This is a genomic window from Aeromonas encheleia (assembly GCF_900637545.1).
Taxonomy (GTDB): domain Bacteria; phylum Pseudomonadota; class Gammaproteobacteria; order Enterobacterales; family Aeromonadaceae; genus Aeromonas; species Aeromonas encheleia.
Genome location: NZ_LR134376.1, coordinates 1,697,954 through 1,714,813, shown reverse-complemented (window position 1 = coordinate 1,714,813; position 16,860 = coordinate 1,697,954). Strand labels below are relative to the sequence as shown.

Here is a 16,860-nt window from a genome sequence, read left to right as displayed (position 1 = left end):
CCATAGCAGGGTCAATTGACCTTGTTTTACCCGCAAGCCCCTAGCCCAAGGAGTTCCCATGCAACCCTGGCAACCTCTGCTCGATTTCTGGTTTGGCGATGATGCCGACGACGCCGCCCGCGCCAGCCGGCAGGCCCCGCTCTGGTGGGGCAAAAGCAGCGAGACAGATGCGCTGATCGCCAGCCGCTTCGGCGCACTGGCCAAGGCGGCCGCCGCCGGTGAGCTGGCCCCCTGGGCCGAGGTGCCCGTCGGCCGGCTGGCGCTGATCCTGCTGCTCGATCAGCTGCCGCGCAACATCCATCGCGGCACCCCGGGCGCCTTTGCCCAGGATCCGCTGGCCCGCGAGCTCTGCCTGAAGGGCTTGTCGCTCGGGGCGGACAGGGCGCTCTCGCCGCTGGCGCGGCTCTTCTTCTACCTGCCGCTGGAACACGCGGAGTCCCGGGAGCAGCAGACTCGCAGCGTGGCACTGTTCGAGGGGCTGGCGGCCGAGCAGGAGGGCAGCCCCGCCGGGGTCACCTTCGCGGGCTTCGCCGACTACGCCCGCCGCCATCAGGTGATCGTCGAGCGCTTCGGCCGCTTCCCCCATCGCAACGCCATCCTGAGCCGCACCGACACGCCGGAGGAGGCGGCCTTCTTGCTGCAACCCGGCTCGGGCTTCTAGGCCCCACAGCAAACCGCAGAGATAAAAAAACGGGCCCACTGGGCCCGTTTCGCATTGCAAGGATTGGCTTGGGGGATCAGGCCGCCTCCGCCAGCGCCTCCTCTTTCTTCTGGTACGCCTGGGGCGAGAGCCCCAGCAGCTCCTGCACGGTCGATGCCACAGTGATGGAGGAGATGGTGCCCACCAGGATGCCGGCGAACAGGGTGAAGGAGAAGCCGTAGAGCGCATCGCCGCCGAACAGCAGCAGGGCCCCGACGGTGAAGAGGGTGGTGCCCGAGGTGATCATGGTGCGGCTGAAGGTGGCCTTGATGGCCACGTCCGAGCACTCGTGGATCCCCATCTGGGTGCGCGAGCTGAGCAGGTCCCGCAGCCGGTCCGAGATGACGATGCTGTCGTTGAGCGAGTAGCCGATCACCGCCATCAGGCCGGCGATCACGTTGAGATCGAACTCGATGTGGAACAGCGCCAGCAGCCCCAGCGCCACCAGACCGTCGTGCAGCACCGACACCAGGATGCCGATGGCCTGGCGCCACTCGAAGCGCACCGCCAGATAGGCGGAGATGGCCAGGGAGGCCACCAGCACCGCCAGCATCCCCTGCTGGAACAGCTCGGCGCCCACCTGGGGGCCGACTATGGTGGTGCGCAGCAGCTCCACCGGCAGGCCGAGCTGCTGGCTCAGCATCACAGCCAGCTCCTCGGCCGGCCAGGGCAGCTCGTGGGGCGGCAGCTTGATGAGCCACTCCCCCGGGATGCCGGCGCCGCCGAGCTCCACCGCCCCCGCCAGCGGGGCGCTCAGCAGGGCATTGAGCTCGTGGGCCTCCTTCAGGGTCTGGATGCGAAACTCCAGCAGTATGCCACCGGTGAAGTCGAGCCCGAGCGACAGCCCGTTGATGGCCAGCACGGCGACGCTCGCCACGGTCAGCAGCACGGAGATCCACAGTCCGATGTAACGCCAGCGGGTCAGGCCCATGGCAGCGATCATTCTCAGCATTGTTCTTCCCTCGACAGCAGATGGCTCGGGCTTCCCAGCGGGAAGCCGGTGGCGCGGAGCAGGCTCGAACCCACGGCGCTATGACACAGGCAACTCGTTCTGATCATGGTCATACCCTCAGCAGCTTGGCGCTGCTCTTGCCCCAGAGGGGGTTGATGATGGCGCGGGTGCCCCAGATGCCGGTCACCATGCTGGAGATGAGCCCCAGGATCAGGGTGATGGAGAAGCCCTGCAGCGGGCCTGAGCCGATGGAGTAGAGCACCACGGCGCAGATCAATGTGGTGATGTTGGCGTCGAAGATGGTGCGAAACGCCGAGCGATAGCCAAAATCGATGGCGTTGGCCAGGCTCCCCCCCTCCCGCAGCCGATCCTTGATCCGCTCGAAGATGAGCACGTGGGTGTCCACCGCCATGCCGACGGTGAGCACCAGCCCGGCGATCCCCGGCAGGGTCAGCACGGCCCCCGGCAGCACCGCCAGCATGCCCACCTGCATCAGCAGGTTGGCGATGAGCGCGGTGATGGCGACCCAGCCGAACTTGCGATACCAGGCCATCATGAACAGCATCATGCCCGCCATGCCGAACGCCAGGGCGGTGAAACCCGCCTCTATGTTCTGCAGCCCCAGGGTCGGGCCGATGGAACGTTCCTCCAGGATCTTGAGCGGTGCGGTGAGGGCGCCTGCCCGCAGCAGCATGGCCAGCTCCTGAGCCTCGGGCAGACTGCCAATACCTGTGATGCGGAACTGGTTGCCGAGCGCCGTCTGTATGGTGGCGACGTTGATCACCTCGCTCTGGGCCCGCAGCTTGCCCTGGGCGTTGGTCTTGTATTCGGTGAAGACGGTGGCCATCGGCTTGCCCACATGCTGGCGACTGAACTGATTCATCTTGCTGCCACCCAGGCTGTCGAGCACGATATTGACCTGGGGTTGGCCCATCTCGCCCATATTGGCGCGGGCATCGACGATGTGCTCACCGCTCAGCACCGGCTTGCGCGCCAGACCGACCGCCTGACCGCTGCGATCCGCCATGAAGAAGCGGCTGGCGGCCTGGGCCTCGTAAAAGGCCAGCGACGCGGTGGCGCCTATCACTTCCTTGGCCTGCTTGGGATTGTGTACCCCGGGCAGCTCGATGCGGATGCCATCCTGGCCCTGACGCTGGACCGAGGCCTCGACGATGCCGAGCTCGTTGATCCGCTTCTTCAGGATCGACAGGTTCTGGGTCACGGCGTTGTTGGCCAGCAGGGTGCGCTCGGCCTCGCTCATCACCAGCCGCAGCTCATTGCCGCTGCGGTTCAGCGTCCACTGATCCTGCCGGGTACCGGCAGAATCCTTGATGATGTTGAGCCAAGGGGCCTGATCGGCCACCTCGGGCAGCGTGACTCTCACCTCCCCCTCGCTCACCCGGGCCACGTTGGCGCCGCGCAGGCGCGCCTCGCGGAACTGGGTGCGCAGCATGTCCACCAGGTTCTTGGTCTGGTTGTCCACCACGAAGCTGAGATCGACCCCGATCAGCAGCTGGGAGCCGCCGCGCAGGTCCAGCCCGAGCTTGATGGGGGCGGCGCCGAGCTGGCTGATCCAGGTCGGGGCATTGGAGTAGAACTCCAGGGTCAGGGCCGCGCTGTCATGACCCTGCTGCTCCAGCAGCTGCTTGGCCCTTTGCTGATCGGCCTGGCTGTTGAATACCAGCTCGACCCGCTCTTTCTGCTGCACCTGTTTGACCGGCTCTATCTGGTGATCGCGCAGCAGGCTGCGCTGCGCCTCGGTCAGGCTGGTCTGGCCGTGCAGGCCGAGGGAAGGCTGCTCACCGAAGAAGGTGGGCAGGGAATAAAACGCGAAGGTCAGCAGCATGAGCAGCAGCAGGGCGTACTGCCACAGGTTCATGCGGTTCAGGGTGATGCGACTCTTTTTTCTCATGGCAAAGGCCTCTGTCGGGCGAAGGCGGCGGGCACGAAACCAGGGTTCGCACCACGCAAGAAAATTCAAATGAGATGGCGGGCCCGTTCACATGCGGTGAACAGGCTTTATGAGCGGCGATGAGGCAGTGCGGTAAGGCCAGACCCCATCGGGATCAGGCGAGATGACTCTGGGAGAAACGGTATTGCAGATGCTGGCGTTGCAAGCGATGCCGGTGAATGGTGGCAAAGCGATCGCGGAAGCTGTGTTTGGGGTAGAGCAGGGCGGCGTAGAGCAGCAGGCCACACAGCAGCAATAGGATGGCCTGCTGTGACCAGCTCATGATCAACTCGTAGACGACGCTCTTTGGCTGGTTGTCGCCGCGCAGGGAGTGCTCGAGGCGCAGCAGATGATTCTGGTGGGAGCCGACAAACTTGACGACGCCGTCGTCGCTGTCGCTGGCGCCGTGGCTGGCCTGTACCAGCTCGGACTGATCCCCTGCGCCGGCCTCCGTCATCATCTGGCTCTGCTGGGCGGCGGACCGATGAGCGGATACCTTGAGCCCCTCCACCGAGACGGTAGAGAGCAACAGAGTGAGCGCGATGAGCAGGGTCATCGTCGCCAGTTTCACTTTGTCCAGCAGGCTCAAACGGTTAATTCCTGAAAAATAGAGGGGGCAAACTACCACAGCCCCCCGGATAGAACAAGGACGGCAGGCCTCGCGGCCTGCCGTCCTTGTCCCCTAGGGGACGCGCCATCAGCCGCCTTTGGTCATGGCCGCGAAGTCCTCGGCATAGTCCTTGAGCAGGCTATAGAGGTGGGCACGCTGGGAGAGATCCATCGACTGGCTGAGATCGCTGAGCCACTTGATGGTGCGCTGGCGGGACTGGTCGGTGTAACCGGTGAAGCGCCCGTCCATCAGGCCGTCCCCCTGTTGCAGCAGACGGGTCAGCTCCTTGCCAAAATCCGGGCTCTGGCGCTGCTTCATCAGCCGATCCAGCTCCAGGCTCCAGGCCCCCTGGAACTCCAGCCAGGGCCCCATCATCTCGTATTGCCACTCGGCCCATTGGGCGATCAGCGGCTCCTGGGCCGGCTTGACCCTGCCTATCCAGAACCGCAGCCGCTCGTTCATCTTCTCCCTGAAGCCCTTGAGCATCTCCTCCCTGGACTCGGTGGCGAAGTCATGCTGGCGCTCCTGCTGGCGCTTCACCCTGTCGGTCATGAAGTGGGCCACCTGGGCGTCGGTCAGGGTGCTCGCCAGCCGTACGGTGCGGGGGATGGCATTCTCCAGGGTGCGGGTCAGGCTGCCCTGTACCTTGTCGAGATGATACTCGACCTGGACCGGGCTCATGGGGCTCGCCACCGCCTTGGCCAGAGCATCGAGATCCCTGGCGTAGATGGGCAGCTCATGTTGGCGATGCCAGGCCATCAGCCCCTTCACCTCGCTGTCGAGCAGCTTCTTCTGGCTGCGATCCAGGGAAAAATAGTCGTCCAGCTGCCAGACGATGGCCGAGTCGAGCCAGTAGTAGATCACCCGGGTCGCGCAGCCCGTCAGCAGCAGACAGAGCAGCAGCAGGCTCCAGCTACGGGGTTGACGCCATGAGAATGTGGTCACCATGCATGCCTCCAATTCGTTGAAAAATAAGCGTCATTCGATGCACTTGAGCCAGTATCACTCCAGACGTTGGCGGTGGCTGTCGATCAGGGTCTGATAATCGGGGCCGGCTTGTTGCTCCGCCATCAGCAGGCCCCACAGCAGGGCGATGTAGTCGACCCATGGCAGGAAGGCGTCGGCCTGAAATCCCTTGCCATTGAGCAGCTTATGAGCGCCTCCCCTGTCTTCAAGATAGCAGTTCTCCAACTGACTCTGCTGTTCTTCGCTCCAACCGTGGGTGCGCACTATGCTGGCGAGCTCGAACCCCGGGTGGCCGGCGGCGCCATACTCCCAGTCGATGACCCAGGGTCGGCTGCCCAACAAGTTAGCCGGATTGAGATCGTGATGGCAAGGGAGCCAGCAATCGTCCGGCTCGCGGCTGGCGAGCAGGCCCCGCTCCAGCGCAGGCAACCAGGCTGGCACCTGGGCCAGCCTGGCGCGATAACCGGCGCTATGGGCCCGCACCGCCATCACCACCCGGGGCAGCGGCAGCCGGTGCAGGCGGCGCAGCACCTCGGCCAGCAGGCGGGGCTGTTCGGCCGGCGGGGGCGGCACCTGGACCCAGTTCGGCTCGTCGCACCAGTCCAGCAGCATCAGGCCGGAGGCCGGATCGCTGTGATGGCACGCCAGGGCCAGCCCCTGCCCCACGGCCCCCTGGTAGAGCTGCCATTCGGTGGCCCGATCGATGCCGAGCCGCACCGGGTCCGGGTGACCGAGCCGCAAAAAGTAGCTGCGCCCCGAGGAGAGGCGCAGCCGGTAGTTGCAGTTGGTCAGGCCGAGGGCAAGGGGCTCGAGCTTCCCCTGGCGCCAGGGGGCCGGCAGGCGGTTCAGCAGCTCGAGCTCGGCCAGATCGCCGGACTGGGTCCGCGCCGCAGCGACAGCTTTGTGCAGATTAGCGGGCTGTTTGTTCACATCACCAAGCTTCTTGTTCACATCACCAACCGAAGGTGGAGGTCTTCGCCTGCTTGCGGATCTCTTTCTGATCGGCCCACAGCAGCTCGCCGTTCTGCAGATCCATCAGGTTCATGGTCATCTGGTAGTAGACGTCCTTCACCTTGCCGTTGTCCTTGACGATGCTGGCCAGGTTGCCATAGACCATGTAGCGGGCGCCGGTCTGCTTGCCCAGGCGCACCATGGAGGCGGAGTCCACCATGCCGCTGCTCTGCTGATACTCGAGCTGCTGCTTGACCGCGGCCACCTTGCTCATGTCGACGAAGCGGAACTTGCCGGCCCGCAGCAGCTTGGTGCGCATGGTGTCGGTGATGGCCTCGGTGTCGATGTGCTCCGAGGTCTTGTTGCGGATGCTGTCCATAAACAGCACGGGACGGCCCGCCGCGGTGATCTCGCCGGTGGCGGGAGAGCTCAGCATGGAGTCCGCCATCTTGTCGGCGATGGCCTGCAGATCCGACGAGCCGTAATCCACTGTCACCGTCTCGGTTTCGGTCGGGTCGCCATAGCTGACGGTGGTGCTGGAGCAGCCGCCGAGCAGCAGGGTACCGCTCAGGATCAGCAGGGCATGGTTCATTTTCATCAGTTCGATTCCTCAATCACTTCGCGTACATAGACCCTGTATCCCTGGGCAGTCGGGTTAGGCGCCAGCGCCGACAGGGTGCGGCTCTGGTAACCGTGGAGCTTGATGGGGGTCCAGCCGCGACCATCGCTGGCCAGCTCCTGGCCGCTGCCATCATACCAGTAGAACAGGTATTGCAGATGGCTGTCCCCCGAGCGGCTATTGGCCAGGATCACGTTGACCTGCAGCAAGCCATTCTGCTCGCGGCGGCTCTGCTCGGTCAGGGAGACGTCGAGGCCGCTGTTATGGGTCTCCAGCTGGGCCGCTCCCCCCGCCGGGGCATAAAGCGCCACGCCGGCGGTGTTGGTGGTACAGGCTGACAACAGCAGCATCAGGCCAAGGGCCGCACCATGGGTTTTCATTCGCTTCTCCTTATCGACCGCCAAAGGTGGCCATCGGTGGCTGCCCCGCAAGGGGCATAAATCACATCGGGTGTGGCCGCTAGAGCGGCAGCACCCGGGTCGTCAGGCCGGCACCGAGCCGCTGCACCCACACCAGGGTGGTGCGGCCGCCATGGACGGTGAGCGGCAACTCGCGGCGGGCACTGCCCGCCCCCAGCTGGAGCCGCACCTCGCCGGCCGGCAGCATCCCCTGCCAGCTGGAGGCCTGGGCCGGCAGCGTCAGCCAGCTGCGGGTATCGGCCCGCTCCGACAGGGTGTTGAAGATGCCGACCATGATGTTGCCCACGTCTCCCCCCTCCTTGGCGGCGCTGCGCCGCAGCTGCTCCTTGGTCAGCAGCCGCAGCGCCTGCCGGGTCAGCATGCCCGGCAACCGCTCCTGCAGATCCTTGGCGGCCAGCGCCCCGAGCTGGACCAGGGGGCTGGTCTGCTCCTGGCGGCCGCCCACCGAGACCAGCAGCGGCCCGCCGTCGCTGGCCCGATTATCGTAATAGGGCACCGCCACGGTAAAGGTCCGAAAATCGCCGCCCGAGGTGGCGATGGGCAACGGCAGGAACAGCTCCCGCCGCGCCGGGATCAGGCCATCTTCAAACAGCACCACCAGCTGGCCCTGACCCTTGACGATTGGCGGCGCCTTGCGACCGACTCTCTTCTCGGTCTCCTTGAGCTCATCGGTGGAGCCGCGCAGCCGCGCCAGCCGCAGCAGGGCATCCTGCAGGCTCCGGTTGTCCGGCGCTATCTGGTAGCCGCGCTGGTAGTCGACCCAGGCATCGTTAAGATCCCCGGCCGCCTCATAGAGGACGCCGGAGAAATAGAAGGTGTAGGCGTTCTGGAAGCCGTTTTTCACCTGACCTATCAGGCGATCGAGCTCGGGGGCCCCGCGCGACATGAGCTGGCGCATCTGTTGCTCGGTGCTCGCCCCCCGCCCCTGCCGTTCGGCCTGCCGCACCTCGGCGGCCCGCGCCTTGAGCGCCCGCTCCTGCACCTGGTTGGCGCGGCGCACCTCCACCAGGGCGCCGTCGGCATCCCCCCGTTGCAGGTAGTTGAGCGCCAGATAGTGGTGCAGCATGGTGCGCTCGTAGTCGGGCACCCGATAGGCCATGGTCTGATCGTTGGTGAGCAGGCTGCCCGCCTGGGCCAGGCCGCGGCTCAGCCGGTACTCGGCCTGGTTGTCCTCCCAGCCGAGGCGACCGTCGGCGGCGGCGAAGGCCTGCTTGCTGCCGGCATCCTGGCCGGCGAGCCAGGCGATACGCCCCTGCTCCAGCCGATCCAGCACATAGCTGTCGTCCCCCAGTGTCGAGTCGCGAACCTCGGGCAGCGCCTCGGCGGCATGACCCAGCAGCAACTGATTGCGCAGCGGCACCATCTGATCTGAATAGGAGACGAAGAGATCCTGCCAGTGGGAGGCGCAGCCCCCCAGCAGCAGACCGGCCAACAGCAGGCCGGTCAGTGGGGCGGGACGGATCACAGGCTGAGCAGAGGGCCCAGCGGCTGGCCACCGACCAGGTGCATGTGGATGTGGTAGACCTCCTGCCCGCCGTGGCGGTTGCAGTTCATGATCAGGCGATAGCCGTTTTCGGCGATGCCCGCCTCGCTCGCCAGCTTGCGGGCGACGGTGAACATGCGACCGAGGGCCAACTCATGATCCGGCTCCACGTCGTTGACGGTGGGGATCAGCACATTCGGCACTATCAGGATATGGGTCTTGGCCTTGGGCTGGATGTCGCGAAACGCGGTCACCAGATCGTCTTGATAAAGGATGTCGGCGGGGATCTCTTTGCGGATGATTTTGCTGAAAATGGTTTCTTGCGCCATGGGTAACTCCTTTATATGAAAAAGAAAATTTAACACAAACCTCAAGCGACTCCCAAAAATACCGCCGTGGTCCGCCAAGTGTGACACAAGCCGATATTTGGCACAGCCGTTGTCCCAATCCCTTCAGTTATTGTTAAAAATACCGATAGTCAGGGGGACGTCCTCCGTATCATCGACGCCTCGCCCGCACAGGGTGGAGTGCAGGGTACCAAAAGGACGGGGTACTCAGGCAAGGGACTTTTGCATAGACAGCGGGACAATAATGAAACAAACCATGTCAGACCTCTCGATCTTACAGAGAGTCTATTTAGGCTTTGCCATCCTGGTCGCCGTGATGGTGGCCACCTCGGTGCTGACGTTTCGTAGCCAGAGCGAGCTCAATCAGGCGCTGGATCAGGTGACGCAGCAATCCATGCCGCTGGTGATCGCCAGCAGCCAGACCCAGATCAGCCTGCTCAGCGCCAACAAGTGGCTCACCGACGTGCTGACCGAGCAGGACACCAAGCTGCTGCAGGGGGAAGTGGCCGAACTGCAGCAGGCCAAGCAGCAGGTCGACAAGATGCTGGCGACCCTCAAGCAGCAGGTCGCCAGCCACCCCGAGCTGCAGGGGGAGATGGCCGCCCTCGGCCAGCTGGTCGATGACTATCTGCGGCTGACCCAGACCCTGCCCACCGAGCACGAGGCGCTGCTCACCCGGCTGCACAAGGTCAACCAGGCCAAGGGCCAGTTCCAGGTCAGCCTGCCCCAGTTCAAGAAGAACCTCGGCGACATGATGGTCACCGTCGACGACAGTTTCATCAAGATGCTCTCCGAGACCCTGACCACCAAGCTCTCCGCCATCGAGCTCTCCACCATGGATGCCCTCAACCAGAGCATCCCCGCCCCCATCGAAGCGGCGCTCAAGCGCAACAAGATGCAGATCGAGGGCTTCAACAGCACCATCAAGGATCTGCAGGGGGAGCTCAAGGATTTTGACAACAACATGGGCCACTACGTCCATGGCTTCGTGCGCGACACCACGGCCACTGAAGGGGTGCTCGCCCAGTACCTGGCGCTGATGAAGCAGCAACAGAGCATGCGTGAGCAGAGCAAGCAGGCGAGCCAGCTCATCGTCAGCATCCAGAACAAGCTGGAGGGGATCACGGCCCAGAGCCAGCAGCTAATGAACGCCAGCATCAAGGCCTCCGATCGGGTGCAGACCCGAAGCACCCTGACCCAGGGGATCAGCATAGTCATCGCCATCTTCGTCGCCATCCTGGTGGCCTATACCCTGGGCAAGGCCATTCGCCGCCCGCTCAAGGAGCTGCTGCGGGTGCTGACCGAGGTGACCCAGGGCGACATGACCCAGCGGGTCGGCTTCAAGAGCCAGAACGAGTTCGGCCAGCTCGGCAGCCAGATCAACCTGCTGATCCAGCAGATGGGGGACGTGCTCCGCCAGCTCTCCCAGGCGTCGAACCAGCTCAACAGCGCCGCCCACGACAACCGCCACACCACCGAATCGGTGCGGGCCGATCTGGAGAAGCAGCGCCAGGAGACCGCCTCGGTCGCCGCCGCCATGACCCAGATGGAAGCCTCGGTGCGGGAGGTGGCCCAGGCCGCCAACCAGACCCTAGAGCGGGTGCAGGATGTGGAGAAGGCCTCGGAGGTGGGCCGCAAGGTGATGGCCGGCAACATCACCACCACCCATCAGCTGGCGGGCAAGCTGCAGCAGACCGGTGCGGTCATCGCCGATGTGAGCGCCATGAGCGGCCAGATTGGCAATATCCTCGATGTCATCCGTGGCATCGCCGAGCAGACCAACCTGCTGGCGCTCAACGCCGCCATCGAGGCCGCCCGCGCCGGTGAGCAGGGCCGCGGCTTCGCGGTGGTGGCGGACGAGGTGCGCAACCTGGCCGGCCGCACCGCCCAGTCCACCAGCGAGATCCAGACCATGATCGAGAACCTGCAGCAGGGGGTCGCCCGGGCGGTCGACGTGATGCAGGAGTGCTCCCGCGAGATGGACAGCTGCGTGGATCAGAGCTCCCAGGCCAACAACGCCATGGAGGAGGTGCAGGGCATAGTGGTGCTGATCAGCGACATGTCGAGCCAGATCGCCTCCGCCGCCGAGCAGCAGCAGGCCACCAGCGCCGACATCGCCACCAACCTCAACCGCATCTCGGACATCTCGGATCTCAACTATCGGGGCATAGAGCGGGTGGCCGAGACCAGCCAGCAGCTCGACAGCCTGGCCGAGCAGCAGGAAGGGCTGGTGCAGCGCTTCCGGCTCAGCGCCTGAGCTTTACCGGGCGTTCCGTAACCAAAGAGAGGGGCCTGCGGGCCCCTCTCTCGTGACGCCGCAAAGCGCCTGGCGCGAAAGTCGGATCCCGCTCACGGACAGGGGAGAGCCGCTGCGCCAGCATGGGCCATCGACCTCTTTTGACCCCCTCGGCCAGGCCGAGCCCAGGATCTCGCCATGATCTCCCTCAGCCAGTTGCTGCTGTTTGCCGGTGCCGCCCTCTTGATGGCCCTGACCCCCGGCCCCAACATGCTCTATCTGCTCTCCCGCTCCCTCTGCCAGGGGCGGATGGCGGGCATCATGTCCTGGTGCGGTGTGGTGCTGGGCTTCAGCGTGCATATGCTGTGCGCCGCCATCGGCCTGACCGCCCTGTTCATGACGATCCCGCTGGGCTATGAGCTGCTCAAGGTGGCCGGCGCCCTCTACCTGCTGTGGCTCGCCTGGCAGGGCATACGGCCGGGAGCCCGCTCCCCGTTCGAGCCGACCGCGCTGGCGGCCCAGTCCCCCGGCCGGCTGTTCCTGATGGGGCTGCTCACCAGCGTGCTCAACCCCAAGGTGGCCATCTTTTACCTGTCGGTGCTGCCCCAGTTCATCGCGCCGGACGCGGGATCCGTGCTCAGCCAGAGCCTGCAACTCGGCACGGTGCAGGTGCTCATCAGCGCCGTCGTCAACCTGATGGTGGCCCTGTCCGCCGCCCGCCTCGCGCTCTGGTTCGCCCGCCACCGCCTCTGGCTCGCGGTGCAGCGTTACGTGATGGCCACGGTGCTGGGGCTGCTCGCCGTCCGTCTGCTGGCCCAGGGCCGCAGCTAGCAAACCCCGCCCGGACCCAGACAACAAGAAGGCTCCCGTGGGAGCCTTCTTTGATTGGACCTTCGATGCGGCCAATGAGCCACCTCAGAGTTCAGGCGTAGGCGATGGCGCCCTTGCCGACCCCCTCGTAGGCCACTATCTTCACGAACTTGTCGCCCACCTGCTTCTTCACTTCACGGGCAATATAGTGGGCCAGCAGCTCTATGGTGGTGTCGGTGTCGATCATCTCCACCTCAGCCGCCGGCATGGCGAGCTGGAACAGCCCCTGGGGCGCCACGTACTTGAAGCCAAGGTGATGCTCACCCAGCTCGGCCTGCGCCAGCTCGCTTAAGGCCAGCTCGTTCAAGGGGACCTTGTCTTCCTCGGTGCCGAGGTAGATGTCGGCCCAGCGCTCGGCCCAGTTCAGCTCGAGCTCCCCATCCCGCTCGCCATCCACCAGGATCTCGATGGGAGAGCGGTGGCCGTGGGCGATGCGCTGGCAGTTGCCGTCGTGCTTCTTGAGCCCGTGGCTGTAGTGATAGAAGGCGCCGTCGAGCCGCTCCTGGCGCAGGGTCAGCGCCAGATCCTTGATGTTGTCCGGCAGCCGCTTGGCCAGTACCGCCAGCAGATAGCGGGTCACCGACTCCTTGTCCACCTGGGGCGCCGGGATGAAGGCGAACGCCTGGGACGGGCAGCGCAGGTGGATGGAGCGCTGGGGGCGCAGCAGATCCACGGTGCACTCGCCGTCGTCCAGGGGCTGGATGTGGACCAGCCCGCAGTCGGTCGGCACCAGCAGCTTGTGATCCACCTCTTCATCGATGATCGACTTGATCAGCTTCTTCACCCGACCAAAGTCCAGCAGCATGCTCATCTCGTTGAGCTCGCCGCTCATCTCGACGTCCACCAGCCAGCTCTCCCCCACCATGCCGCGACGCTCGCACAGGTAGCTGGAATCGATCACGGTCAAATCTCTAACAAATAACTTCATCACTCAGGCCTTGCTACAGAGAAAGTGCAGTTTGCGATATTATGACCCCGGATTATCGGCAAAGGAACTGGAACCCCCCATGAACAAATTGCTTATCAAGAATGCCACCCTGGTCAACGAAGGCCGCATCTATGCTTCCGACGTGTTGATCGAGGGGGAAAGGATAGCCCGCATCGCCCCGGACATCAGCGCCCCCGATGCGGTGGTGATCGATGCCGCCGGCCGTCATCTGATCCCCGGGATGATCGATGATCAGGTCCACTTCCGGGAGCCAGGCCTGACCCACAAGGGCACCATCGCCAGTGAATCCCGGGCCGCCGTGGCCGGTGGCACCACCAGCTTCATGGAAATGCCCAACGTCAATCCCCAGACCACCACCCTCGACGCCCTCGAAGCCAAATACCAGATAGCCGCCAACTCCGCCGCCGCCAACTACAGCTTCTACCTCGGTGCCACCAACGACAACCTGGAGGAGATCAAGAAGCTCGATCCCAAGCAGTCCTGCGGCATCAAGATCTTCATGGGGGCCTCCACCGGCAACATGCTGGTGGACAACCAGGAGACCCTGGCGGCCATCTTCCGCGAGAGTCCGGTGATGATAGTCACCCACTGCGAGGACACACCCTCCATCAAGGTGCTGGAAGACGAGGCCCGCGCCAAGTGGGGCGAGGATGTGCCGATGCGCGAGCACGGCCGCATCCGCAGCGCCGATGCCTGCTACAAGTCCTCCAGCATGGCGGTGGGGCTGGCGAAAAAATACGGCGCCAAGCTGCACGTGCTGCACCTGACCACGGCCAAGGAGCTGTCGCTCTTCACCGCCACCCCGGATCTGAAGGATCTCAAGGACAAGAACATCACCGCCGAGGTGTGCGTCCACCACCTGTTCTTCAACGAGTCGGACTACGACACCCTGGGCAGCCAGATCAAGTGCAACCCGGCGGTGAAGAGCGCGGCCGACCAGCATGCGCTGCTGGATGCGGTGCGCAACGATGTGCTCGACATCATCGCCACCGATCACGCCCCCCACACCTGGGAAGAGAAGCAGAACAGCTACTTCAAGGCGCCGTCCGGCGTGCCCCTGGTGCAGCACTCCCTGCAGGCGCTGCTGGAGCTCTACCACAACGGCGTCTTCTCGCTGGAGACCATCGTCAAGAAGACCTCCCACGCGGTGGCCGAGCGCTTCCAGGTGCAGGATCGCGGCTACATCCGCGAGGGCTACTTCGCCGACCTGGTGCTGCTGGATCTCGGCAAACCCTATGTGGTCAACGACAGCAACCTGCTCTACCTGTGCGGCTGGTCGCCGTTCAACGGCTACCGTTTCCAGAGCACCGTCGAGATGACCCTGGTCAACGGCCAGATCGCCTGGCAGAACGGTCAGGTCACCGATCAGGTGCTGGGCAAGCGGTTGACCTTCAACCGCTGACCTTTGCTCGAGAGCGATGCCTGTCACTCGCGCCAGACGGCCGCCCATCGGGCGGCCGTTTTCATACCGGACGGCGGATTGGCGCCGACAAAACGAGCGACTGGTCACACTTTGATCTGAGGTTGCTCGCAAAGCAGGCGAACGCACTCAGGGGAGGATTTCCCCTGTTGACAGGATCGGGGCATCTCCATAAACTCCCTCCCCGTCAGCCGAGCTGACTCCGTCGGTGTGTAGCGCAGCCAGGTAGCGCATCTGCATGGGGTGTAGAGGGTCGGAGGTTCGAATCCTCTCACACCGACCAAATTCCCCGAGAAAGGCCTTGTCTAACGACAAGGCCTTTTCTTTTTGTGTTCCCCTGCGTGGCTGCGCCGCGATTGTCTCGCCCGGTGCTTTGTGCTGTAGTGATGCCGTGTTTCGCCAACCGGCTTGCAAACTAGATGTCGCGTATTGCCCCCCCCCCCCTCCCTCGGTTCCCGCCTGTGCGGCCTGCTGCTGATCGGCCTGCTGAGCGGCTGTGCCACCCCCTATGACAGCGAAAAATCCTTCTGGAACGGCCGCACCGGCTTCTCCCAGACCCAGCTCGGCACGGATCGCTGGCAGCTGGAGTTTGTCGGCAACGAGCTGGTGGACAGGGAGACGGCGCGCAAGTACGTGCTCAAGCGCGCGGGGGAGATGGCGCTGGCACTGGGGTACGCCTGGGTGCAGGTGCATGAGCTGAGCGTTTCACGAGATGCGGTCAGGGTGACCCCCGCCCGCCCCCGGTTCGGCTTCGACGAGTATGAGCCCGACACCTTCATGGACGAGATGCATGTGCAGCATGTCACCTCGGCCCTGTTGATCTTCTCCCTCGCCCAGCGCGCAGTAAACGAGCAGAGTCTCGAAGCTATTTATATTGCAAATGTAAAAATAAACAGTGATTAATATAGATTAATTGCAAGATCTATATCACATACAACTAATAACAACATAAAGTTCTGCCATAAGCCGCTGGATTTCCCTTTCGTGATTAGGCATTCTGCCAGCACACCGGCTGTCAGGATTCCATGGCCCGGATCACAAAAACGGACTGAGGTGGCCCCCCGCCACCTGTACACGCACTGCACACAGAGACACTGGGACTCCCCCATGAAAATGAATAAGTTGACGGTTGCCATCCTCATCGCGATGTTGCTTGGCATTTTTACCGGTCAAGGTTACCGCCTGCTGGCGCCCGCTCAGGCGGCTGATTTCGCCAGTGACATCACCATCTTGACCGACATCTTCCTGCGCCTGATCAAGATGATCATCGCCCCCCTGGTCTTCACCACCCTGGTGGTGGGCATCGCCAAGATGGGCGACACCCGCACCGTGGGCCGCATCGGAGTCAAGACCCTCGGCTGGTTCATGCTGGCCTCGCTGATGTCCCTGACCCTGGGCCTGATCATGGTGCACCTGATGCAGCCGGGCGTGGGGCTCTCCCTCTCCCTGCCCGATGACACCGCCAGCTCCGGCGTGGTCGCCAGTGCCCTCTCCCTCAAGGACTTCGTCACTCACGCCATTCCCAAGAGCGTGATCGAGGCCATGGCCACCAACGAGATCCTGCAGATAGTGGTGTTCTCCCTCTTCTTCGGGCTGGCCGCCGCCGCCCTGGGCGATGCCGCCAAACCCGTGGTCAAGCTGATGGCAAGCAGCGCCGAGATCATGCTGAAGGTGACCGGCTACGTGATGAACTTCGCCCCCTTCGCGGTGTTCGGCGCCATCGCCGCCATGGTCGCCAAGGAAGGGCTCGGCATCCTCGCCACCTACGGCACCTTCATGGCCCAGTTCTATCTGGCCCTGGCCTGCCTCTGGCTGCTGCTCATCGCCATGGGTAGCCTGTTCATCCGCCGCCGCATCCTGACCCTGCTGTCCATGATCCGCGAGCCCATACTGCTGGCCTTCTCCACCGCCAGCTCCGAGGCCGCCTACCCCAAGACCCTGGATCGGCTGGAGAAGTTCGGCTGTGACAAGCGCATCGCCAGCTTCGTGCTGCCCATGGGTTACTCCTTCAACCTGGACGGCTCCATGATGTACTGCACCTTCGCGGTCATGTTCATCGCCCAGGCCTACGGCATCGAGCTCAGCATGGCCCAGCAGATCACCATGCTGCTGCTGCTGATGGTCACCTCCAAGGGGATGGCCGGGGTGCCGCGCGCCTCCCTGGTGGTGATCGCCGCCACCCTGAACCAGTTCCAGATCCCGGAGGCCGGCATCCTGCTGCTGCTCGGCATCGACCACTTCCTCGACATGGGCCGCTCCGCCACCAACGTGCTGGGCAACGCCATCGCCGCCAGCGTGGTGGCCAAGACCGAAGACAGCCTGGGAGAGACCCAGCCCGAGGGCGAACTCGCCAAGGCTTGAGCCAACTCCACCCAGCAAAAGGCCCG

At 64.1% G+C, this 16,860-nt stretch carries 16 protein-coding genes and 1 tRNA gene; 7 read left to right on the top strand and 10 right to left on the bottom strand.

Translation table 11 applies throughout. From position 1 onward, the window contains the following. Window positions 1–58: 58 nt before the first annotated feature. Window positions 59–661 carry a DUF924 family protein gene (locus EL255_RS08145; RefSeq protein WP_042653446.1) on the top strand — a complete coding sequence of 201 codons (603 nt, stop codon included), beginning with the start codon at window positions 59–61 and terminating at the stop codon, window positions 659–661. A 76-nt stretch (window positions 662–737) separates the two neighbouring features. Here EL255_RS08145 and secF read toward each other — a convergent pair whose 3' ends face one another. The 9 genes from secF to hinT form a co-directional block, all read right to left on the bottom strand. Further along, complete coding sequence (gene secF, locus EL255_RS08140; protein ID WP_197720918.1) at window positions 738–1,652, bottom strand: protein translocase subunit SecF; 915 nt, start codon at window positions 1,650–1,652, stop codon at window positions 738–740. A 109-nt stretch (window positions 1,653–1,761) separates the two neighbouring features. After that, a complete protein-coding gene (secD, locus tag EL255_RS08135) occupies window positions 1,762–3,564 on the bottom strand; it encodes a protein translocase subunit SecD (RefSeq protein WP_042653445.1) in 1,803 nt (600 codons plus the stop codon). A gap of 154 nt (window positions 3,565–3,718) precedes the next feature. Further along, window positions 3,719–4,192: a hypothetical protein gene (locus tag EL255_RS08130; RefSeq protein WP_042653444.1), complete on the bottom strand. Its 474-nt coding sequence runs from the start codon at window positions 4,190–4,192 to the stop codon at window positions 3,719–3,721. A 108-nt stretch (window positions 4,193–4,300) separates the two neighbouring features. Further along, window positions 4,301–5,161 carry a DUF6279 family lipoprotein gene (locus tag EL255_RS08125; RefSeq protein ID WP_042653443.1) on the bottom strand — a complete coding sequence of 287 codons (861 nt, stop codon included), beginning with the start codon at window positions 5,159–5,161 and terminating at the stop codon, window positions 4,301–4,303. A gap of 54 nt (window positions 5,162–5,215) precedes the next feature. Then, a complete protein-coding gene (locus EL255_RS08120; RefSeq protein WP_042653745.1) occupies window positions 5,216–6,088 on the bottom strand; it encodes a phosphotransferase in 873 nt (290 codons plus the stop codon). A gap of 43 nt (window positions 6,089–6,131) precedes the next feature. Next, window positions 6,132–6,728 carry a penicillin-binding protein activator LpoB gene (gene lpoB, locus EL255_RS08115; RefSeq protein ID WP_042653442.1) on the bottom strand — a complete coding sequence of 199 codons (597 nt, stop codon included), beginning with the start codon at window positions 6,726–6,728 and terminating at the stop codon, window positions 6,132–6,134. After that, on the bottom strand, window positions 6,728–7,129 hold the full coding sequence (locus tag EL255_RS08110; RefSeq protein ID WP_042653441.1) for a YcfL family putative periplasmic lipoprotein: 402 nt from the start codon (window positions 7,127–7,129) through the stop codon (window positions 6,728–6,730). Before EL255_RS08110 ends, lpoB begins: the two co-directional genes overlap by 1 nt. Before the next feature lie 79 nt (window positions 7,130–7,208). Beyond that, a complete protein-coding gene (locus tag EL255_RS08105; RefSeq protein ID WP_042653744.1) occupies window positions 7,209–8,630 on the bottom strand; it encodes a COG3014 family protein in 1,422 nt (473 codons plus the stop codon). Then, window positions 8,630–8,980, bottom strand: a complete 351-nt coding sequence (gene hinT, locus EL255_RS08100; protein ID WP_033129807.1) for a purine nucleoside phosphoramidase — start codon at window positions 8,978–8,980, stop codon at window positions 8,630–8,632. The genes EL255_RS08105 and hinT overlap by 1 nt, the downstream gene beginning before the upstream one ends. Window positions 8,981–9,242: 262 nt before the next feature. Here hinT and EL255_RS08095 point away from each other — a divergent pair, with 262 nt between their 5' ends. Continuing rightward, window positions 9,243–11,255, top strand: coding sequence for a methyl-accepting chemotaxis protein (locus tag EL255_RS08095; RefSeq protein ID WP_042653440.1), 2,013 nt, complete (start codon window positions 9,243–9,245; stop codon window positions 11,253–11,255). Window positions 11,256–11,432: 177 nt separating this feature from the next. Continuing rightward, window positions 11,433–12,065 (top strand): LysE family translocator, encoded by a 633-nt coding sequence (locus EL255_RS08090; RefSeq protein WP_042653439.1) that lies wholly within the window; start codon window positions 11,433–11,435, stop codon window positions 12,063–12,065. 91 nt (window positions 12,066–12,156) lie between these two features. Here the strand turns inward: EL255_RS08090 and EL255_RS08085 are convergent, their stop codons facing one another. After that, window positions 12,157–13,032, bottom strand: a complete 876-nt coding sequence (locus tag EL255_RS08085; RefSeq protein ID WP_042653438.1) for a 6-carboxytetrahydropterin synthase — start codon at window positions 13,030–13,032, stop codon at window positions 12,157–12,159. 79 nt (window positions 13,033–13,111) lie between these two features. On the opposite strand from EL255_RS08085, the gene EL255_RS08080 reads away from it, so the two are divergent. The 4 genes from EL255_RS08080 (at window position 13,112) to EL255_RS08065 (ending at window position 16,834) form a co-directional block, all read left to right on the top strand. Next, complete coding sequence (locus tag EL255_RS08080) at window positions 13,112–14,455, top strand: dihydroorotase (protein ID WP_042653437.1); 1,344 nt, start codon at window positions 13,112–13,114, stop codon at window positions 14,453–14,455. Between the two features lie 224 nt (window positions 14,456–14,679). Further along, window positions 14,680–14,756, top strand: a tRNA-Pro gene (locus tag EL255_RS08075). 146 nt (window positions 14,757–14,902) lie between these two features. Continuing rightward, window positions 14,903–15,376 carry a CC0125/CC1285 family lipoprotein gene (locus EL255_RS08070; RefSeq protein WP_408608796.1) on the top strand — a complete coding sequence of 158 codons (474 nt, stop codon included), beginning with the start codon at window positions 14,903–14,905 and terminating at the stop codon, window positions 15,374–15,376. A 204-nt stretch (window positions 15,377–15,580) separates the two neighbouring features. Continuing rightward, window positions 15,581–16,834: a dicarboxylate/amino acid:cation symporter gene (locus EL255_RS08065; RefSeq protein WP_042651762.1), complete on the top strand. Its 1,254-nt coding sequence runs from the start codon at window positions 15,581–15,583 to the stop codon at window positions 16,832–16,834. Window positions 16,835–16,860 lie beyond the last annotated feature (26 nt).

Bases quoted from the DNA above. Each gene is read 5' to 3' on its own strand.
- EL255_RS08145 (WP_042653446.1), top strand. From the start codon at position 59: ATGCAACCCTGGCAACCTCTGCTCGATTTCTGGTTTGGCGATGATGCC.
- secF (WP_197720918.1), bottom strand. From the start codon at position 1,652: ATGCTGAGAATGATCGCTGCCATGGGCCTGACCCGCTGGCGTTACATC.
- secD (WP_042653445.1), bottom strand. From the start codon at position 3,564: ATGAGAAAAAAGAGTCGCATCACCCTGAACCGCATGAACCTGTGGCAG.
- EL255_RS08125 (WP_042653443.1), bottom strand. From the start codon at position 5,161: ATGGTGACCACATTCTCATGGCGTCAACCCCGTAGCTGGAGCCTGCTG.
- lpoB (WP_042653442.1), bottom strand. From the start codon at position 6,728: ATGAAAATGAACCATGCCCTGCTGATCCTGAGCGGTACCCTGCTGCTC.
- EL255_RS08110 (WP_042653441.1), bottom strand. From the start codon at position 7,129: ATGAAAACCCATGGTGCGGCCCTTGGCCTGATGCTGCTGTTGTCAGCC.
- hinT (WP_033129807.1), bottom strand. From the start codon at position 8,980: ATGGCGCAAGAAACCATTTTCAGCAAAATCATCCGCAAAGAGATCCCC.
- EL255_RS08095 (WP_042653440.1), top strand. From the start codon at position 9,243: ATGAAACAAACCATGTCAGACCTCTCGATCTTACAGAGAGTCTATTTA.
- EL255_RS08090 (WP_042653439.1), top strand. From the start codon at position 11,433: ATGATCTCCCTCAGCCAGTTGCTGCTGTTTGCCGGTGCCGCCCTCTTG.
- EL255_RS08085 (WP_042653438.1), bottom strand. From the start codon at position 13,032: ATGAAGTTATTTGTTAGAGATTTGACCGTGATCGATTCCAGCTACCTG.
- EL255_RS08080 (WP_042653437.1), top strand. From the start codon at position 13,112: ATGAACAAATTGCTTATCAAGAATGCCACCCTGGTCAACGAAGGCCGC.
- EL255_RS08065 (WP_042651762.1), top strand. From the start codon at position 15,581: ATGAAAATGAATAAGTTGACGGTTGCCATCCTCATCGCGATGTTGCTT.